Source organism: Kitasatospora sp. NPDC059803, assembly GCF_042732255.1.
Classification (GTDB): domain Bacteria; phylum Actinomycetota; class Actinomycetes; order Streptomycetales; family Streptomycetaceae; genus Kitasatospora.
Genome location: NZ_JBHWIJ010000048.1, coordinates 5,228 through 22,441, shown reverse-complemented (window position 1 = coordinate 22,441; position 17,214 = coordinate 5,228). Strand labels below are relative to the sequence as shown.

17 protein-coding genes are annotated in these 17,214 nt (G+C 73.3%); 9 read left to right on the top strand and 8 right to left on the bottom strand.

Annotation, left to right across the window (positions count from 1 at the left end; all coding sequences use genetic code 11):
- On the bottom strand, window positions 1–595 hold a 595-nt coding region (locus ACFV6I_RS11090; RefSeq protein ID WP_380424563.1), incomplete at its 3' end, for an SDR family NAD(P)-dependent oxidoreductase.
- A 439-nt stretch (window positions 596–1,034) separates the two neighbouring features.
- On the opposite strand from ACFV6I_RS11090, the gene ACFV6I_RS11085 reads away from it, so the two are divergent.
- The 3 genes from ACFV6I_RS11085 to ACFV6I_RS11075 are packed head-to-tail and all read left to right on the top strand — an operon-like array spanning window position 1,035 to window position 3,648.
- Entirely contained in the window at window positions 1,035–1,775 is a 741-nt protein-coding gene (locus ACFV6I_RS11085) for a hypothetical protein (protein ID WP_380424561.1), read from the top strand.
- A 35-nt stretch (window positions 1,776–1,810) separates the two neighbouring features.
- A complete protein-coding gene (locus tag ACFV6I_RS11080; RefSeq protein ID WP_380424557.1) occupies window positions 1,811–2,989 on the top strand; it encodes a sensor histidine kinase in 1,179 nt (392 codons plus the stop codon).
- Window positions 2,986–3,648: a response regulator gene (locus ACFV6I_RS11075; protein ID WP_380337096.1), complete on the top strand. Its 663-nt coding sequence runs from the start codon at window positions 2,986–2,988 to the stop codon at window positions 3,646–3,648. Before ACFV6I_RS11080 ends, ACFV6I_RS11075 begins: the two co-directional genes overlap by 4 nt.
- 121 nt (window positions 3,649–3,769) lie before the next feature.
- Here the strand turns inward: ACFV6I_RS11075 and ACFV6I_RS11070 are convergent, their stop codons facing one another.
- From ACFV6I_RS11070 to ACFV6I_RS11060, 3 genes are read right to left on the bottom strand one after another with little or no spacing between them, the layout of a single operon-like run.
- Window positions 3,770–4,516 (bottom strand): hypothetical protein, encoded by a 747-nt coding sequence (locus ACFV6I_RS11070; protein WP_380424555.1) that lies wholly within the window; start codon window positions 4,514–4,516, stop codon window positions 3,770–3,772.
- 23 nt (window positions 4,517–4,539) lie between these two features.
- Window positions 4,540–5,295, bottom strand: coding sequence for a hypothetical protein (locus ACFV6I_RS11065; RefSeq protein ID WP_380424553.1), 756 nt, complete (start codon window positions 5,293–5,295; stop codon window positions 4,540–4,542).
- The gene (locus ACFV6I_RS11060; protein ID WP_380424551.1) at window positions 5,292–6,230 is read right to left on the bottom strand and encodes an ABC transporter ATP-binding protein; all 939 of its coding nucleotides are present in this window, start codon (window positions 6,228–6,230) and stop codon (window positions 5,292–5,294) included. Before ACFV6I_RS11060 ends, ACFV6I_RS11065 begins: the two co-directional genes overlap by 4 nt.
- A 179-nt stretch (window positions 6,231–6,409) precedes the next feature.
- Here ACFV6I_RS11060 and ACFV6I_RS11055 point away from each other — a divergent pair, with 179 nt between their 5' ends.
- Together ACFV6I_RS11055 and ACFV6I_RS11050 are read left to right on the top strand one after the other, a co-directional pair.
- Window positions 6,410–7,621, top strand: a complete 1,212-nt coding sequence (locus ACFV6I_RS11055; RefSeq protein ID WP_380424549.1) for a sensor histidine kinase — start codon at window positions 6,410–6,412, stop codon at window positions 7,619–7,621.
- A 44-nt stretch (window positions 7,622–7,665) separates the two neighbouring features.
- A complete protein-coding gene (locus tag ACFV6I_RS11050) occupies window positions 7,666–8,325 on the top strand; it encodes a response regulator (protein WP_380424588.1) in 660 nt (219 codons plus the stop codon).
- Between the two features lie 93 nt (window positions 8,326–8,418).
- Here ACFV6I_RS11050 and ACFV6I_RS11045 read toward each other — a convergent pair whose 3' ends face one another.
- The 3 genes from ACFV6I_RS11045 to modA form a co-directional block, all read right to left on the bottom strand.
- Window positions 8,419–9,543 carry an ABC transporter ATP-binding protein gene (locus ACFV6I_RS11045; RefSeq protein WP_380424546.1) on the bottom strand — a complete coding sequence of 375 codons (1,125 nt, stop codon included), beginning with the start codon at window positions 9,541–9,543 and terminating at the stop codon, window positions 8,419–8,421.
- Window positions 9,544–9,607: 64 nt separating this feature from the next.
- Entirely contained in the window at window positions 9,608–10,429 is an 822-nt protein-coding gene (locus ACFV6I_RS11040; protein ID WP_380337236.1) for an ABC transporter permease, read from the bottom strand.
- A gap of 71 nt (window positions 10,430–10,500) precedes the next feature.
- Entirely contained in the window at window positions 10,501–11,355 is an 855-nt protein-coding gene (modA, locus tag ACFV6I_RS11035; protein WP_380424544.1) for a molybdate ABC transporter substrate-binding protein, read from the bottom strand.
- A gap of 396 nt (window positions 11,356–11,751) precedes the next feature.
- Here modA and ACFV6I_RS11030 point away from each other — a divergent pair, with 396 nt between their 5' ends.
- Complete coding sequence (locus tag ACFV6I_RS11030) at window positions 11,752–12,819, top strand: RNA ligase (ATP) (RefSeq protein WP_380424542.1); 1,068 nt, start codon at window positions 11,752–11,754, stop codon at window positions 12,817–12,819.
- 133 nt (window positions 12,820–12,952) lie between these two features.
- Window positions 12,953–14,350: a cytochrome P450 gene (locus tag ACFV6I_RS11025; protein WP_380424540.1), complete on the top strand. Its 1,398-nt coding sequence runs from the start codon at window positions 12,953–12,955 to the stop codon at window positions 14,348–14,350.
- A 195-nt stretch (window positions 14,351–14,545) separates the two neighbouring features.
- Here the strand turns inward: ACFV6I_RS11025 and ACFV6I_RS11020 are convergent, their stop codons facing one another.
- A complete protein-coding gene (locus ACFV6I_RS11020) occupies window positions 14,546–14,929 on the bottom strand; it encodes a hypothetical protein (RefSeq protein WP_380424538.1) in 384 nt (127 codons plus the stop codon).
- 153 nt (window positions 14,930–15,082) lie between these two features.
- Here ACFV6I_RS11020 and ACFV6I_RS11015 point away from each other — a divergent pair, with 153 nt between their 5' ends.
- Together ACFV6I_RS11015 and ACFV6I_RS11010 are read left to right on the top strand one after the other, a co-directional pair.
- Window positions 15,083–15,889, top strand: coding sequence for an RNA polymerase sigma factor (locus tag ACFV6I_RS11015; RefSeq protein ID WP_380424536.1), 807 nt, complete (start codon window positions 15,083–15,085; stop codon window positions 15,887–15,889).
- A 45-nt stretch (window positions 15,890–15,934) separates the two neighbouring features.
- Window positions 15,935–16,900, top strand: coding sequence for a hypothetical protein (locus tag ACFV6I_RS11010; protein WP_063349937.1), 966 nt, complete (start codon window positions 15,935–15,937; stop codon window positions 16,898–16,900).
- Window positions 16,901–17,214 lie beyond the last annotated feature (314 nt).

Below are 17,214 nucleotides of genomic sequence, written 5' to 3'. Positions count from 1 at the left end.
ACGCACACGTGCAGGCTGCCGGTGACGGCGGGCGGGCGGCCCACGAGCAGACCCGTAGCCCCCCCGGGGGCGGCCGGGGGGGGGGGGGGGTTGGCCCCGCCGGCGCGGGGGGGGGGCCCCCCCCGCCGGGAAGCCGCCCGGCGGTGGACGCCATGGTGATGATCGAACCGCCGCCGCGCTCGATCATGCCGGGCAGGAAGGTCTGTACGGCCAGGAAGGTGGTGGTCAGGTTCAGGTCGACCACCGAGTGCCAGTGCTCCAGGCTCATCTGCTCGATCGGCACCGGGTCGCCGCCTCCGCCGACGAACGCGCAGAGCACTTCGATCGGACCGACGGACTGCTCTGCCTGTGCACGCAGCCGTACGAGGTCGGCGGGATCGGTGCAGTCGGCAGTCATCGCGACCGCCGTTCCGCCTGCCGCGCGGATCTCGCCGACCGTCCGGTCGACGGCACTCCGGTCGCGGCCGACGACGGCTGCCTTGACACCGTTGGCGGACAGGGCTTTTGCCGTCTCGGCTCCGATGCCCCGGGATCCTCCGGTGACGAGGGCGGCCTTACCCGCGAGATCGGGATAGGTGGGCAGTGGCGTGGTCATCAGTGTGGCTCCGTGGATTCTCGATTGACGGTCAGTCAGTCGGCTGGCGGGCGGCGTGGCGCCGCCCGTGCCGACCCCAGAAATCCTCGTTGCCGCGCCCGCACGCCGTCGTCGCCCGAGCGGCGACCGTCGGGATACTCCCGCTGTCGTAGCGTTGCGTTTTGGTGGTACGACGCTAGGCGGAGGCTGAAGTGCCGGGCTCAGACCAGTTGCTGACACAGAACAAGGACAGTGCTCTCCCGGCGGCCGAGCCCTTGGCGCGACCCGCGGCTGAAGCACCAGGCCCGTGTGAGGGCGGCCGGTGATCCGGTACCTGCGCGGGCGTACGGCGGAAGCCTTCCTCCGGAGGACGCCCCGGCGCGGCCGGTGCGGTGAACTGAACCGCGCCGGACGTGGGCCTTCCAACCGGCGCCCGTCCCTTGCCTGGAGGCTGTCGACCTTGTCGTCCTTCACCTCGCCCCGTCGGTCGTCCGCGGGAGCGCTCAGCGGCATCCTGTACGTGCTCCTCTTCGTGGCCGGCCTCGTCATCAGCGGCATCACCGCGCCCTCCGGGCCGTTCGCCACCCCGTACTCCAGCGACGACGTGGTGCGCAAGTACCTGCTCGCCGATCCGGCGGCGCTGCACCGCTCGCTTCAGGTGGGAGCCCTGTTCCAACTGCTCTCGGCGCTGGCGCTGCTGGCGTTCGTCCCCTGGCTCACAGAGTTCGTGGGCCGCCACGGCACCCCGGTGCGGGCGGGTGTGGTCCGGGCGGCGGGCGGTGCGTCCGGGGTCCTGCTGGTGCTGTCCGCGAGCGTGGGTTGGGTCCTGTCGCTGCTGGGCACCGCCGCGGACCTGCCGGTGTCCCGCGCCCTCATGGACCTCGCCTTCATCACCGGCGCTGCGCCCGCGATCGGCACGCTCGGCGTGGTCCTGTGGCAGGTGTCGCGCACCGCGCTGGTGAGCCGGGCGCTGCCCGCCTGGGTGGCCTGGTCCGGACTGGCCCTGTCCGCCGCGAGCATGTTGTCCCTGCTCTCGCTGGTCGCCGAGCCGGCCACGCTGCTGATCCCGGTCGGACGTTACGTCGGCTTCCTCTGGTTCGTCGCGGTGAGCCTGACGCTGTGGCGTCGGGACGGCGGCACCCCCTCCACGGGCCGGTCGGGTACTACGGTGGGAGTAGCTGCACCCGCACCCGCGAGCTGATGCCCGGGTGTGGCGCGCCGAACTAGCCTTCCGGCATGAACGAGTTACGCCCGTCGTGGAAGCCGCCGTGGAACCGATCCGGCCGGGCGAGCCTGCCCGTGCTCTCGTCGCTGGCCGTCGCCTGCTTCCAAGTGGCGGGCACGGTCGGTGCAGGACAGCGGCAGCCCGACCGCGTCCAGCTCGACGCCCTCGGCTACGTGCTGCTCCTGCTCGGCCCCGCCGCGCTGCTGCTGCGTCGCCGCCACCCGGCGGCGGTCATGGTCGGCACCACAGCGGTCACCATCGGCTACCTGTTCGCCGGGTACCCGTACGGCCCGGTCTTCGTCAGCCTTGGTGTGGCGTTCTTCGTCGCGGTCCAGTGCGGGCAGCGGCGGGCGGCCTGGGCCTGCGGCGGCGCCTTCTACGTCGGTCAGCTGCTGATGAGCTACGCGATTCCGTACGACTGGCTGCGGGCCAAGAGCTGGCAGGCCAACGCCTGGCAGGAGTTGGGCGTCGCGGTGGTGCTGCTGCTCATCGCGACCGGTGCGGAACTGGCCCGGGTCCGCCGCGAGCAGTTCGCCGCCGCCGGAGCCGCCGCGGAGGAGGCACAGCGGCGCCGCGTCGACGAGGAGCGGCTGCGGATGGCCCGCGAGCTGCACGACATCCTGGCGCACAGCATCTCGTTGATCCACGTCCAGGCCGGGGTGGCGCTCGAACTCATCGACACCCGCCCGGAACAGGCCAGAAGCGCCCTGGCGACGATCAAGGCCGCCAGCAAGGAGGCCCTGGGCGAGGTCCGGCAGGTCCTCGGCACGCTGCGCGGACCGGGGGCCACCGCGCCGCGCACCCCCGCCCCCGGCCTGGACCGGCTGGACGAACTGGTCGACCAGGCCGGCCGGGCAGGCCTGACCGTCAGCGTCCGTTCCGAGGGCATCCCCGGGGAGGCGCCGACCGCCGTCCAGCGGGCCGCCTTCCGGATCGTCCAGGAAGCCCTGACCAATGTGATCCGCCACTCCGCGGCCCGGACGGCCACCGTGCTGCTCTCCCGGACGGCCGACGGCCTCACCGTGCAGATCGACGACCCGGGCCCGGTGGGCGGCGGCGACGCGGGCGGCTCGGGAGCCGGACTGATCGGGATGCGGGAGCGGGTCGCCACCTTCGGGGGCACCCTGGAGGCGGGCCCGTGCGACGCGGGCTTCCGAGTCCGGGCCCGCCTGACGAGAGGTGACTGGTGATCAGGGTGCTGCTGGTGGATGACCAGATGCTGGTCCGGGCCGGGTTCCGGGCGTTGCTCGACGCCCAGCCCGACGTCGAGGTGGTCGGCGAGGCCGGCGACGGCGAGCAAGCCCTGTGCCTCGCCGTCGAGCTGCGTCCCGACGTGGTGCTGATGGACATCCGGATGCCCCGCCTCGACGGTCTGGAGGCCACCCGGCGGATCGGGGCCGACCCGGAACTCGACGGGGTGCGGGTGGTCGTACTGACCACCTTCGAGCTCGACGAGTACGTCTTCGAGGCGTTGCGGTCCGGCGCGGCAGGGTTCCTCGTCAAGGACGCCGAGCCGGCCGAACTGCTCCGGGCGGTCCGGGTCGCTGCCGCAGGCGACGCGTTGCTCTCGCCGGGCGTCACCCGGCGCCTGATCGGAGAGTTCGCCGCCCGCTCGAAGGAGCCGCGGGCGGTCGGCCTTGAGATGCTCACCGAACGCGAACGCGAGGTGCTTGCCCTGGTCGGGCTCGGGCTCTCCAACGAGGACATCGCCCGCCGCCTGGTGGTCAGCCCGCTGACCGCCAAGACGCATGTCAGCCGCGCCATGGTCAAGCTCGGCGTCCGCGACCGCGCCCAACTGGTCGTCCTCGCTTACGAATCCGGCCTGGTCCGCCCCGGCTGGCTCGGGTGACGGATGACAGATGACAGCAAACAGATAACAGATAACAGATTTCGAAATCTGTTATCTGTTACTTGTTTGCTGTCATCTGTTTGTTGTCATCGGTTACCGGCCCGCCGCCCGCCGTCGGGCGTTACTCGCCGGAAGCCTGGTGTCGTCGGATCGCCCGCAGCCCGCCGTAGGCGGCAGCAGCCGTCCAGAGGGCCATGATCAGCAGTCCGGTCCAGTGGCCGTAGTGGATGCCGGCCTCGGTCCGGGTGTGCGTCGCGTACAGGCCGGCCCGGTCGGGCAGGAACTGGCCGGCCTCGCGGATGCCGGGGATGGCCGCCAGCCAGGTGGTGCCGAGGAACACCATCGGGCCGAGCAGGCCGAGCGCGGCGCTGAAGTTGCCCAGCATCGTGGTCAGTCCGAGGCAGAGCAGTACCAGCAGCGGGTGGTAGAGCACGCCGGCCACGAAGCTGCGGGCCAGGCCGGGGGTCGACCAGTCCAGTCCGACGGTGGCGTCGACGGCCAGGAACGAGCCCGCCGTCGACGCCAGCCCGAGCAGCAGGCCCAGCCCGGCGCCGAGCGTGAGCTTGGCGCCGTACAGCCGCGCGCGCCGGGGGACGGCGATGAACGAGGTGCTGATCATGCGGGTGTTGAACTCCTGCCCGATCAGCAGGATCCCGAGGCAGGCCACGGCCACGTGCCCGAAGAGCAGCCCGTAGTAGATCCCGTTGGTCGGGTCCGTGTCGGGGGCCACGGTCTTGGGGTCGGAGGCGGCGCTGACGGCCGCGGTGACCCCGACGGTCAGGAGCAGGGCGACCAGCGGGGCGGCCCACTGGGAGGGCAGGGTGGTGAACTTGATCCGTTCGGCGCGCAGGGCGTGGGCCGCGCTCATTGTCATCTTCCCTTTGTTCGTGGTCACTTGGCGCGCCGCAGGGCGAGCAGGCCGCCGTAGGCCGCGGCGCCGGCCCACAGGGCCATGATCAGCAGTCCGGTCCAGTGCCCGTACGAGACCTGCGGGTCGTCGGCGTAGTGCAGTGCGTACTGGCCGGCCCGGTCGGGCAGGAACTGGGCCACCTGCCGCACCCCGGCCACGCCGCCGAGCAGCGGCGAGAGCAGGAAGACGACCGGTACCAGCAGTCCCATGGCGGCGGTGAGGTTGCCGAGCAGCGCGGTCGCCCCGAGGCAGAACACCACCAGCAGCACCGGGTAGAGCGCGCCGGCGGTGTCGCTGCGGACGAAGGCGGGGCCGTCCCAGTCGCCGGGGACGGTGGCCGCGTACCCGGCGAAGGCGCCCGCCGTGCCCGCCGCGCCGACGCCGAGGCCGACCAGTGCGCCGAGCGTGAGCTTGGCGCCGTACAGCCGTCCGCGCCGGGGGACGGCGGTCAGCGAGACGTCGATCATGCGGGTGTTGAACTCCTGGCCGATCAGCAGGACCGCGAAGCAGACCAGCGCGGCCTGGCCGAAGTTGAGCCCGTAGAAGACGCCCACGCCGGGGTCGTCGGTGAGGTTGTGCTCCGAGCCGCCGAGGGCCGCACCGATCGCCGTGGTGGTGCCCACGGTGAGCGCGAAGGCGAGCAGCGGGGTGATCCAGAGCGAGTGGAGCGTGGTGAGCTTGATCCGTTCGGCGTTGAAGGCGCACAGGTGGTACCGGAGGGTCGAGCCGGGGTTCATGCGGTGGCCTCGGCGCGGTACTCGACGCTGTCGGCGGTCATCTGCATGAACGCCTCCTCCAGCGAGTCCTGTTGGACCGCGATCTCGTACAGGACCACGCCGTGTGCGGCGGCGAGCGCGGCGATCTGCTCGGGTTCGGCGCCGGTCACCTCCCAGGCGCCGCCGTCGGCCTCGGTCGCGGCGAGGTTGCCGGCGGCGTCCGACTGCTGGAGCAGGTCGCCGCCGAACAGGGTGGCGAGTTTGGCCGAGTTGACGGCCCGGACGCGGATCCTGGTCCGGCCGTGCTGGTCGATGAACTCGGCGGTGGCGGCGTCCGCGAGCAGCCGGCCACGGCCGATGACCACCAAGTGGTCGGCGGTGAGCGCCATTTCGGTCATCAGGTGGGACGACACCAGCACCGACCTGCCCTCGGCGGCCAGTTCGCGCAACAGGGTGCGGATCCAGCGGATGCCCTCCGGGTCGAGACCGTTGACCGGTTCGTCCAGCAGAAGCACCGGCGGGTCGCCGAGCAGCGCGGCGGCCACCCCGAGGCGCTGGCGCATGCCGAGGGAGAAGCCGCGGATCCGCCGTCCGGCGGCGTCGGTCAGGCCGACCTGGGCGAGCACCTCGTCCACCCGGCGCGGCGCCAGGCCGTTGCTCGCCGCGAGCCAGCGCAGGTGGCCGGCGGCGGTGCGGCCGCCGTGCAGGGCGTGGGCGTCCAGCAGGGCGCCCACCTGCCGTAGCGGCTGGGCGAGTTCGGCGTACCGGCGGCCGCCGACCAGGGCGCTTCCGGCGGTGGGGTGGTCCAGGCCGAGGATCAGGCGCATGGTGGTGCTCTTACCGGCGCCGTTCGGGCCGAGGAAGCCCGTCACCAGGCCGGGCCGGACCTCGAAGGACAGGTCGTCGACGACGCGCCGACCGTCGTACTCCTTGGTGAGGCCCTGGATCTCGATCACGGCCGCGCTCCCCTCTCGGTGCTCCGGTGCCGGGTCGTCCGGCTGGTGGTCACATTCGACCGGAGCGGGCCGTACCGGCGGATCCCGCCGGGGTCGGGAGCCGTCTCCCTCCCGGGAGGGAGACGGCGGCAGGCTCGCGGGGGAGCCAGGGCCGGCCGCTGAGCTGGCAGGATGGTGGAATGCCCAGGATCCTCGCGCCGCTGCTGGCCGGCGCCACGTACGCGCGCCTGCTGCACCTGCTGGTCGGGTGGATCTTCGCGGGCGTCATCCTGATGATCTACCCGGGGACGTACCACAAGGGCCTTGGCGAGATCGTGGTCGCGAGCGCCGCGGTGGACGTCACCCTGCTCGCCCTGGTCGCCCTCGTCCCCGCGACGCGGCGCGCCGAGGGGGTGCAGGCGCGGTTGCTGCTGCTGCCCGACCGCGAGGAGGACATCGCCGCCGAGTCCTCCCGCACCTGGGCGGACCGGCGGCGCACCGCCGGCTGGCTGATCGGGCGGGTCGTGCTCGGCTCGGTGGTGGGGTTCGCGACGGCCTTCGGCCTCACCAGCGGCTACGACCTGCTGACCGGACCGGACTCGTTCTGGTACCTCCCGCTCGCCCCGGTGCTGGTGCTCGGCTACGGCTGGCTGGTGGTGTCTGCCGGTCGCCTCCAACTCGACATGGCCGTAAGGCTGCTGGGTCCTTCACCGGCGGAGCGGCTGGCGGAGGCGGAGCTGCGGGCCGAACGGCTGCTGGAACGCAACAGGTTGGCCCGCGAGCTGCACGATTCCATCGGCCACGCACTGACGGTGACTGTCCTTCAGGCGGGTGCCGCACGGGAGGTCGGGGACCAGGTGTTCACCGCCAAGGCGCTCGAAGTCATCGAGGAGACCGGCCGCCGGGCCATGGAGGACCTCGAACGCACCCTCGTCCTGCTCCGCGAGACGCCGGAGGGCGCGGCCGGCAACGGAACGGCCACCGAACAGCCCGGCGTCGACCAGCTGCCCGCACTGTTCGACACCGCCCGGTCGGCCGGGAGCCCGGTCGAGGCGCGGATCGAGGTGTCGGCGGGGGCGCTGCCCGGGGTGCTTTCCCGCGAGTCCTACCGGATCGTCCAGGAGGGCGTCACCAACGCGCTCAAGTACGCGCCCGGCGAGCCGGTCAGCGTCCGGATCGCCGTTCAGGGAGGGCAGTTGGAGCTGCGCTGCGCCAATCGCTCGGCGGTCGGCGGACCCCCGGCGCGCCTGGCGGGCGGTGCGGCGGGCAAGGGCGGCAAGGGCGGCAAGGGGCTGCGCGGCATCCGGGAACGCGCCACGCTGCTCGGCGGGGAGGCCACCGCCGGGGTGTCGGGCGACGGGGGCGGGGAGTGGGTGCTCGCCGTCCGGCTGCCCCTACGCTTGGGCTCGTGACGAACGATCCTGTGGGCGACGGACCGGCGAGGGGCGCTGCCGGGATGATCGACATCCTGCTCGCCGACGACGAGGAACTGGTCCGGGCCGGGATGCGGGCCGTCCTGGAGGCGCAGGGGGGCCTGCGGGTGGTCGGTGAGGCCGCCGACGGCGCCGACGCGGTGGCGCTGGCCCGCGCGCTGCGCCCGCACGTCGTCCTGATGGACGTCCGGATGCCGGTGCTGGACGGCCTGGCGGCGACCCGCGAGCTCCTGCGCCCCGGCGCGCCGGGGGAGCAGCCGCCGAAGATCCTGGTCGTCACCACCTTCGAGAACGACGACTACGTCTACCAGGCGCTGCGCGCGGGCGCCGACGGCTTCCTGCTGAAGCGCTCCCGGGCGGCCGAGATCGCGCACGCGGTACGGCTGGTGGCGGCGGGCGAGTCACTGCTGTTCCCGGCCGTGATCCGCCGCCTCGCGGCCGGCCACGGCAATCCCGCCGCCCGCGCGACCATGGACCGGGCGGCGCTGACCGAGCGCGAGGCGCAGGTGCTGCGGCTGGTCGCGCGCGGCCTCAGCAACGGGGAGATCGCCGAGCTGCTGTTCCTCGGCGTGCAGACGGTGAAGACCCACGTCAGCAGTGTGCTGGCGAAGCTCGGGGCGCGGGACCGCACCCAGGCGGTGATCGCCGCGTACGAGTCGGGCTTCGTCGAGCCGTCGGAGTAGCGCACAGCGCGGCGGGCCTGAGCGGCGCGCCGGCCTGAGCGGCGTAGCGGGCAGGAGCTCGGCGGGGACGTGGGCGGCCCGGTGCTGTCGGGGTCAGGCCGGGTAGGCGTGGGTCTGGGTGGCCTTGACGGAGGCCCAGACCTCGGATCCGGGCGCCAGCCCCAGCTCGGCGACGGCGGCCGGGGTGAGGTCGGCGGCCATCGGCAGTTCGCCCGCGAGGTCGGCGCGCACCTGGTCGCCGTGCAGGTCCAGGCCGGTGACCTCGGCCTTCCACGCGTTGCGCGCGCTGGACTGGGGCCGTTCGCGGTGCAGGGTCACGGCGGACGGCGGGAAGGCGACGAAGGCCGGGCCGGACAGTTCCTCGGTGGTGGCCAGGACCGTGCCGGCCGTGAGCGTGACCTGGTGGCCCTCGGCCACGCCCTGGTACAGGTTCAGTCCGACCAGGCGCGCGATGTAGTCGGTGCGCGGCCGCCGGGCGACCTCCGCCGGGCTACCGGACTGCACCTCGTGCCCGCCCTCGATCACCACCAGCCGGTCGGCGAGCACCATCGCGTCCAGCGGGTCGTGCGTCACCAGCACCGCCACGGCCTCGAACTCGGCCAGGTGGCGCCGCAGTTGGGCGCGTACGTCGAGCCGGGTGCGGGCGTCCAGGGCGGCCAGTGGCTCGTCCAGCAGCAGCAGCCGGGGGCGGACGGCCAGCGCCCGGGCCAGCGCCACCCGCTGGGCCTGGCCGCCGGAGAGGCTGCCGGGGCGTACGGAGGCGTGGTCGGCCAGGCCCATCCGCTCCAGCCAGGCGGCCGCCTCGGCCCGGGCGGCACGCTTGGGGCGGCCCTGGCAGCGCGGGCCGAAGGCGACGTTGTCGAGCGCGCTGAGGTGCGGGAAGAGCAGGTAGTCCTGGAACACCACGCCGACGGGACGTTCCTCGGCGGGGGTGTGCACGCGCTGCCCGGGCTCCTCCAACAGGCGTCCGTCCAGGCGCAGGTGGCCGCCGGTGAGCGGGAGCAGCCCGGCGAGGGCGCGCAGGGCGGTGGACTTGCCGGCGCCGTTCGGGCCGAGCAGCGCGACCACCTCGCCGGGGGCGGCGGTGAGGGCGAGGTCGAGGGTGAACGCGGCGCGCTCCACCCGCAGCCGGGCGTCGAGGGCGGGTGCAGGCGCAGCCGCGGCGGTGGGGGCAGCAGGGGTAGCGGGGTCGTTGGGGTCGGTCGGGGAGGTGCTCATCGGGGCGGCGTCCAGGGGGTCGGGGCAGCGGTGGCCGGGTTCCGGCCCGGGGCTCGCAGGGCCGTCACGGGGTCGACATCCAGCGGTCGCGCAGGCCGACCAGGACCGCGACGGAGACCACCAGCAGGACCAGCGACAGCGCGATCGCCGCCTCGGGGTCCGATTCCATGGCGAGGTAGACGGCCAGTGGCATGGTCTGGGTGCGGCCCGGGAAGTTGCCCGCGAAGGTGATCGTGGCGCCGAACTCGCCGAGCGCCCGGGCCCAGGCGAGGACCGCCCCGGCGGCGATCCCCGGGGCGATCAGCGGCAGGGTCACCCGGCGGAACGCCGTCAGCCGGGAGGCGCCCAAGGTCGCGGCCGCCTCCTCGTAGCGGGGGTCGGCGGCGCGCAGCGCGCCCTCCACGCTGATCACCAGGAACGGCATCGCCACGAACGCCTCGGCGATCACCACCCCGGTCGTGGTGAACGGCAGCGTGATGCCGAAGGCCGAGTCCAGCCAGGAACCGACGATGCCGCGCCGCCCGAGGACCAGCAGCAGTGCCACGCCGCCGACCACCGGCGGCAGCACCAGCGGCAGGGTGACCAGGGCCCGGATCACCCGTCGGCCCGGCAGTTCGGTGCGGGCGAGCAGCCAGGCCAGTGGGACGCCGAGGACCAGCGAGACCGCCGTGGCCGCCGTCGCGCAGATCAGCGACAGGCGCAGGGCGTCCCAGACGGCGGCGCTGGTGAGCTGCTCGGACAGGCCGCTCCAAGGAGCCCGGACGAGCAGGCCGACCAGCGGCAGGATCAGGAACGCCAGCCCGAGTAGCGCCGGGAGCAGCAGCGTGACGGGGACGCGGTGGGTGCGCCGGCGCCGGCGTGGCAGGGCTTTCGCCGTTGCTGCCATGCCGGGCCCGGTGTCGGCGGTGCGTTCGGTGGTGCGCCCGGTGTCGCTGGTGCGCTTGGTGGTGCGGTCGCTCACGGCGCCTGGAAGCCCGCCGCGGTGAGCACCTGCTTGGCCTCGGGCGACTGGATGTACGCGACGAAGGCGGCGGCGCCGTCCTTGTTCGGGGCCTTGGCCAGGGCGGCGATCGGGTAGTCGTTCACGGCCTTGTCGGCCTCGGGGAAGTCCACGCTGTCGATCTTCCCGGCATCCGCCTTCACGTCGGTCTTGTACACGAGCGAGGCGTCGACCTCGCCGAGCTCGACCTTGGTCAGCGCGCCCTTGACGTCCTGCTCCAGGGTGACCGGGGTGAGGTTGACGTTGGCGGCCTTGAGCGCGGTGAGGGCGGCGGCGCCGCACGGCACCTCCTTTGCGCACAGCGCGACCTTCACGCCGGAGGCGGTGAGGTCGTTCAGGCCCGCGACGTGCTTGGGGTTGCCCTTGGGCACGGCGATGGTGAGCGTGTTCTTGACGAAGGTCTTCGGGTCGCCGCTCGCGCCGCCCGCGTCGGTCACGGTCTTCATGGTGGCCGGACTGGCGGCGGCGAACACGTCCGCCGGGGCGCCGGAGTTGATGCTGGTGGCGAGGCTGGAGCTGCCGCCGAAGTTGAACTTGACCTTGGCGCCCGGGTTCGCGGCCTCGAACTTCTTGCCGAGGTCGGTGAACGTCTCCTTGAGCGAGGCGGCGGCGAAGACGGTGATGCCGCCGGTGGCCTTCGGGACGCTGCCGCCACCGGCCGCCGACGAGGCCGAGGAACCCGCCGTCGAAGCGGGCGAGGAGCCGCCGGACTTGCCACCGCCGTCGCTGCCGCAGGCGGTGGCCCCGAGGCTGAGGACGAGGGCCGCCGCGGCGGCGACGGCGAGTCTGCGGGTGGTCGTACGGGTGCTCATCGGGGCTTCCCCTCCAGGGCTCGCGCCGGAAGGGGCGCGGGGTGAGGCCGCAGGTGCGGCCATTACGGTGATCATAGTGCCGCAAATGCGAGTGATAAGTCCTCTGTCGCTTCGCACAGGCGGGGTGTGGCGGGGGTCTCCGCCCGGCTGTGTGAAGGCTCAAACGTGCACGGACGGCGCCGGGGCGGGAGTGCTGCGGGGGTCGGCGTGACGGCCGGTGTGAGGGGCCGGGTGAGGGTCGACGTGAGCATGGTGCCGGGGAAATTGCGTCGCGCAGGGGGCGGTCGGGCGGACAGAGTGGGGGCGATTCGTACAACAGTCCGCACAGCGGCCCGTACAGCAGTCCGTACACACCGCCCGGGTCGAACGGCCCAGGAGGGGAGGAGGGGTCCGTCCATGTCCACGTTGCGCGTCACCGTCGAGAAGCTGGTCGTCCTGGAGCACCCGAACGCCGACGCGCTGGAGCTCGCGCAGGTCGGCCTCTACCGGGCGGTGGTCGCCAAGGGCAGGTACCGGACCGGCGACTACGCCGTCTACATCCCCGAACAGTCGGTCCTCCCGGCGGAGTTGATCGAGGAGCTGGGCCTGACGGGCAAGCTGGCCGGCAGCAGGTCCGACCGGGTGAGGGCCGTCCGGCTGCGCGGTGAGCTGTCCCAGGGCATCGTCTGCCTGCCGACCGCGCTCGCCGGCACCGACCTGGCGGACGCCGCCGGGCGCGGCGAGGACTTCGCCGAGCTGCTCGGAGTCGTCAAGTGGCAGCCCCCGGTACCGACCTCCATGAACGGCGACGTGCTGAGCGCGCCCGACCTGCTGCCCTGGGTGGACATCGAGAACCTCAAGCGCTACCCCGACGTCTTCGAGCCCGGCGAGCCCGTGGTGCTGACCGAGAAGCTGCACGGCAGTTGCTGCCTGATGACGTACACCGCCGCCACCGGCGAGGTCCAGGTGTCGTCCAAGGGCATCGGGGCGCAGGGGCTCTCGCTGGTCGAGGACGAGCGCAATCTGTACTGGCGGGCCGTGCGCGCGTACGACCTCCCCGTCGTGGCGGCCCGACTGGCCGAGCGGCTCGGCGCCGAGCGGGTCGGCGTCTTCGGCGAGGTCTTCGGGGCCGGTGTGCAGGACCTGACGTACGGCGCCTCCGGCCGTGCCGAACTGCCCGGCTACGCCGTGTTCGACGTGTCGGCCTTGGTGGACGGGCAGCTGAGGTGGTACTCCGCCGCCGAACTGCTCGACGGCGAACTGCCGTTGGTGCCTGAACTGTGGCGCGGGCCGTTCGACCCGGAGACGGTGCTGGCCTTCGCCCAGGGCAAGGAGACCGTCTCGGGGCGTGAACTCCACCTGCGCGAAGGCGTGGTGGTCCGGCCGGTGACGGAGCGCTGGAGCCTGGTGGTCGGCGGACGGGCGATCGCCAAGGTGGTCGGTGACGCCTACCTGACGCGCAAGGGCGGCACCGAGTACGAGTGATCCCCGCCCCGCCCCGTCGCGCCCTCCCGTGCGCTCCCGCGCGCTTTCGCTTCTTCGCGCGCGCCTTCGCGCCTTCCGTTACTGATGATTCGTCAGTTACGTTGATGGGTCGCCTGTGGAGAATGGAGTGCCGATGACCACCGCCACCGCCCTCATCCCCGGGCCGGCCGGAAACCCCCTCGTCGGGTCGCTGTTCGATCTCACCCGCCGCCCGCTGCGCACCTACCTCGCCGCCCACCGCGACCACGGGGACGTGGTCCGGTTCCGGGTCGGGCCGCCCGGGCTGCGGGTCGAGTTCTACGGGGTGTTCTCCCCGGAGGGTGTCCAGCAGGTGCTGGGCAGCGAGGCCGCCAACTTCCGCAAGGAGAACGCCTTCTACGACGAGCTGCGAAGCAGCGTCGGCAACGGACTGCTGACCAGCCAGGACGGCGACTACCAGCGCCAGCGCCGGCTGGTCCAGCCGCTGTTCACCCGCCGCCGGGTGGACGGCTACGCGGGCGCCGTCGCCCAGGAGGCGCGGGCTTTCACCGAGCGGTGGAACGCGATCGGGGCCGGGGTCGGGGTCGGGGTTGTGGACGCGGCGGAGGAGATGTCCCGGTTCGCGTTGCGCGCCGTCGCCCGGATCCTGTTCGGCGCGGACGTCGAGGAGGCGGTGGCTGTGGTGGACCGCAGCTTCCCGGTGCTCGGTGAGTACGTCTGGGACCGGGGCTTCGCGGCGATTCGCATCCCGCGCACCTGGCCGACCCCCTCGAACCGGCGCGGCGCCGAGGCCCAGCGCGCCCTGTACGCGGTCTGCGACCGGATCATCGCCGAGCGGGCCGCGCGCGGCGACCTGGACGAGGACGCGGACGACCTGCTCACACTGCTCGGACGGGCCCGCGGCGAGGACGGGGAGCAACTCGACCCGGCCGAACTCCGGGACCAGGTACTGGTGTTCCTGCTCGCCGGGCACGAGACCACGGCCACCTCGCTGGCCTTCGCGCTGCACCTGCTGGCCACGCACCCCGAGCAGCGCAAGCTCGCCCAGCAGGAGGCGGAGACCGTGCTGGCCGGCCGGGAGCCGACCGCGGCGGACCTGGAGTCGCTGCCGTACATCACCCAGGTGCTGAAGGAGTCGATGCGGCTCTATCCGGCGGCGGCCCTGGTCGGGCGGCGGGCGGTCGCCGAGACGGTCATCGACGGGTACGTGATCCCGGCGGGTGCCCAGGTCGTCGTCTCGCCGCTTGTCACCCACCGGCACCCGGCGCACTGGCCGGACCCGGAACGCTTCGACCCCGACCGCTTCCTGCCCGAACAGGAGAAGGAGCGGCACCGCTACGCCTGGTACCCGTTCGGCGGCGGTCCGCGGGCGTGCATCGGGCAGCACTTCGCGATGCTGGAATCGGTGCTGAGCCTGGGCGTGCTGCTGCGGGACTTCGAGATGGAGGCGGTGGACGAGCGGGTGGCGCTCGCCCAGGGCATCACGCTCCGCGCGGCGAGCCCGATGCGGATCCGGGTGACGGCGCGGGGAGCCGCGGGGCTCGCCGGGTAGCGGCTGACAGCCTGCAGCGTTCAGATTTCAGCAGACAGATAACAGAAGATGAAATCTGTTATCTGTCATCTGTTTGTTGTCATCTGTTCGCCGCCTCTCCGGGCATGCGACCGGCCGGCGCCCGCCGGGGTGCGGACATGCAGCGGGGGGCGCCGCCCCGGCGGGACGGCGCCCCTCATCGGTTCTGCCGGTGCCTCAGCCCCGGCTCTGGAACACGATCTTGGTCCAGCTGGAGCCCGGGCAGTTGCCCCAGACGTCCCAGGCCTGGGATCGGGCGCCGATCCACAGGCCGGTGGTGCTCGTGCCGTTGGCGCAGTAGGTGATGGTGCGCAGCTCGCCCGAGTAGACGTTGCAGTAGCCCACCCAGCGCCACCCGTAGTCTGCGGTGATGACGCAGTGGTAGGAGGCGGCGGCCACCTCGGGCGAGGCCCCGATGGCGCCGGCGGTGATGGTCTGGTCGGCGGCGGCGGCGACGGTGGGCGCGGCGGCGGCGGGCAGGGCGGTGGTGCCGAGCACGCCGAGGGTGGCTGCGGCGGCCATCCCGAACGTGGCGATCTTCCTGGCGATGCGACCTCGCATGGCGGTTTCTCCTCGCTCAACGGTACAGATCGGGCAGTGCGTCCCCGGCCGTCCGGATCCACGGGGTGGGTGAATTCCGGCTTCCTGTCCGGCTGATGACGTATTGCGCACGAATGACTGCGGACAGTGAGACGACGACCTATGATGTGACCTGTGTCACAGGCCTTTTCGATGGGTCGTGACCTGCCCAACTGGGCTTTCGGAGTGCCGATTTCCGGGGAGAGCGGCATGGCGGAATGCGACGGTCGGTGTGGCGGCGGACGCGGGAGCGGAGGCGGGAAGGACTTCGGTCCGAGGCCCGCCGATCGTCAATCGGCCGATTTCAACCGGGTGTTCACGGAAATGCTGCCGAGGCTCCACCGGGCGGCCGCTTCGCTCACCGGCGGGCTCGCCGCCGGGGACGTGGTGCATGACGCGTATCTGCGGATCGCCCGCAGGCCGGAGCGGTTCCTGAGCCATCCGCAGCCCTACGCCTACGTGTTCACCACGATGGCGAACATCCTGCGCGACCAGTGGCGCCGGGAGCGGCGGAGGGTCGTGCTGCCCGATCCGTCCGAGACGGCCGAGCGGGAGCGGGGCCAGCCGCCGGTCGAGTCGCCGTCGGGCGGGATGGTCGAGCTGCAGGCGCGCTGGGAGGTGCTCCGGCTGCTGGGCTGCCTGACCTCGAAGCAGGCCCGGGTGGTGGTGCTGGTGGATCTCGACGGCTACACCGTCGACGAGGCCGCCGAGCTGCTGGGCCTGCATCGCAGCACGCTGGCCGTCACCCGTCGCCGCGCCCACGGGAAGCTGCGCGCCGTCCTCGCGCGGGAGCGGGAACATGAGCGGGAGGGCGAGCGGGGCGATCGGCCGGGGCCCGCCCCCGCAGAGGCGCCCGGCGCGGCGCCCGGCGTGGGGTCCGATGAGGGGCCCGGCGCAGGCCCTGGGGCGGCGCCCGAAGCGGCTCCCGACGCACCGAGCTGACGCTAAGTCAGCTGATGCGCCACCCCGGCCCGTACGCTGAAAATCGTGATCACGTACGAGGACCACCGCCTCCGCGCCCTGGCTGACGACGGCCGCTGGCCCGAACTGCTGACCGCCTACCGGCAGGGTCGGGCGGCAGCCGTGGAGCGCGCCGGGGAGGAGCCCGCGGCGGCGCTGACCGCGCCGCTCGGCCACCTGATCGCCTACTCGGCGCCGCCGGAGCTGTCCGTCCGGCTGTTCGACCGGGACGGCGGCCCGGGCACGGTCGCGGGGGTCGCCGACCATGACGCCGGTCCGCTCTGGGAGGTGCTGGCGACTCGGCATTCCTGGCTGCGGCTGGCTCCGCTGCTCGTCCCGGCCCCGGTGCGCCGACTGGTCGCGCAGACCAGGGTGCTGCTCGGCGAGGACCTCTCGTACGGGGCCGAACCCGACCCGGAGGGCATGCCGCTGCTGCTGGCGCCCTGGGAGACGGCCGGATGGGACGAGGGGGCTCGGGTGCGCCAGTACCTGCCCTGCGGGGGCGCGCGCAGTGCGCTGCTGACCCTGCCGGCCAGCCGGGAGGGTCTGGGCGAGGTGGTGCTGCCCGCGCCGGGCGTACGGCTGGGCGGGCAGCGGGCGACCCGGGCGCTGGCCGCGCTGGCGGACTGGGCGGAGGTGGTCTGCGTCCGGGGCCCGGCGCCGCAGGCGGCCGCCCAACTGGCCCGTAGTTCCCGGGTCACCGGCGGGTACCTGCCGTTCGCGCTGGTCTACCCGGCGCTCGTGCAGGCCGCCGTCGTGGACCGCGGGCGGGGCTCGGCGCACGGACGGCTGGCGCTCTGGCGGGCGCTGGTCGCGATGGCCGGCGCGGAGGGTACGGACGGGCCGGACCGGGCGGAGGTCGACGCGCTGGTGGCCCGGATGCGCTGCTTCATCTGGCACGAGCCGGCCGCCGGGCTGCGCCATCTGCACGTCGCGCTGGAGGACCCGGCCTGTGGCCTGGCCTGGGCGGTGAGCGGCTCCGAGGACCTGTGAGGACCTGAGAGGACCTGAGAGGGCCTGCGAGACTCCGTCAGGACCTGCGAGGTGAGGACCTGCGAGGACCTGCGAGGACCCGCGAGAACCGGTGAGGGCCTGTGGCGAAGGCCCGCCGGACATGCGGAACCCCCGGTCCGGCGCCGTTTCCGGGGGGGGGGGGTGGGGCGGTGCGGGGGGGGTTGTGGGGGGGGCGGGGTGGGGCTCCCACACCGCGTCCCGCGCTGGGTGGCTCGCTCGGCCCCCCCGCCGGGGGGGCGCGGGGGGGCTGCGCCCGCCCGGGGGGGGGGCCCCCACGACTCGGTCAAGTGGTG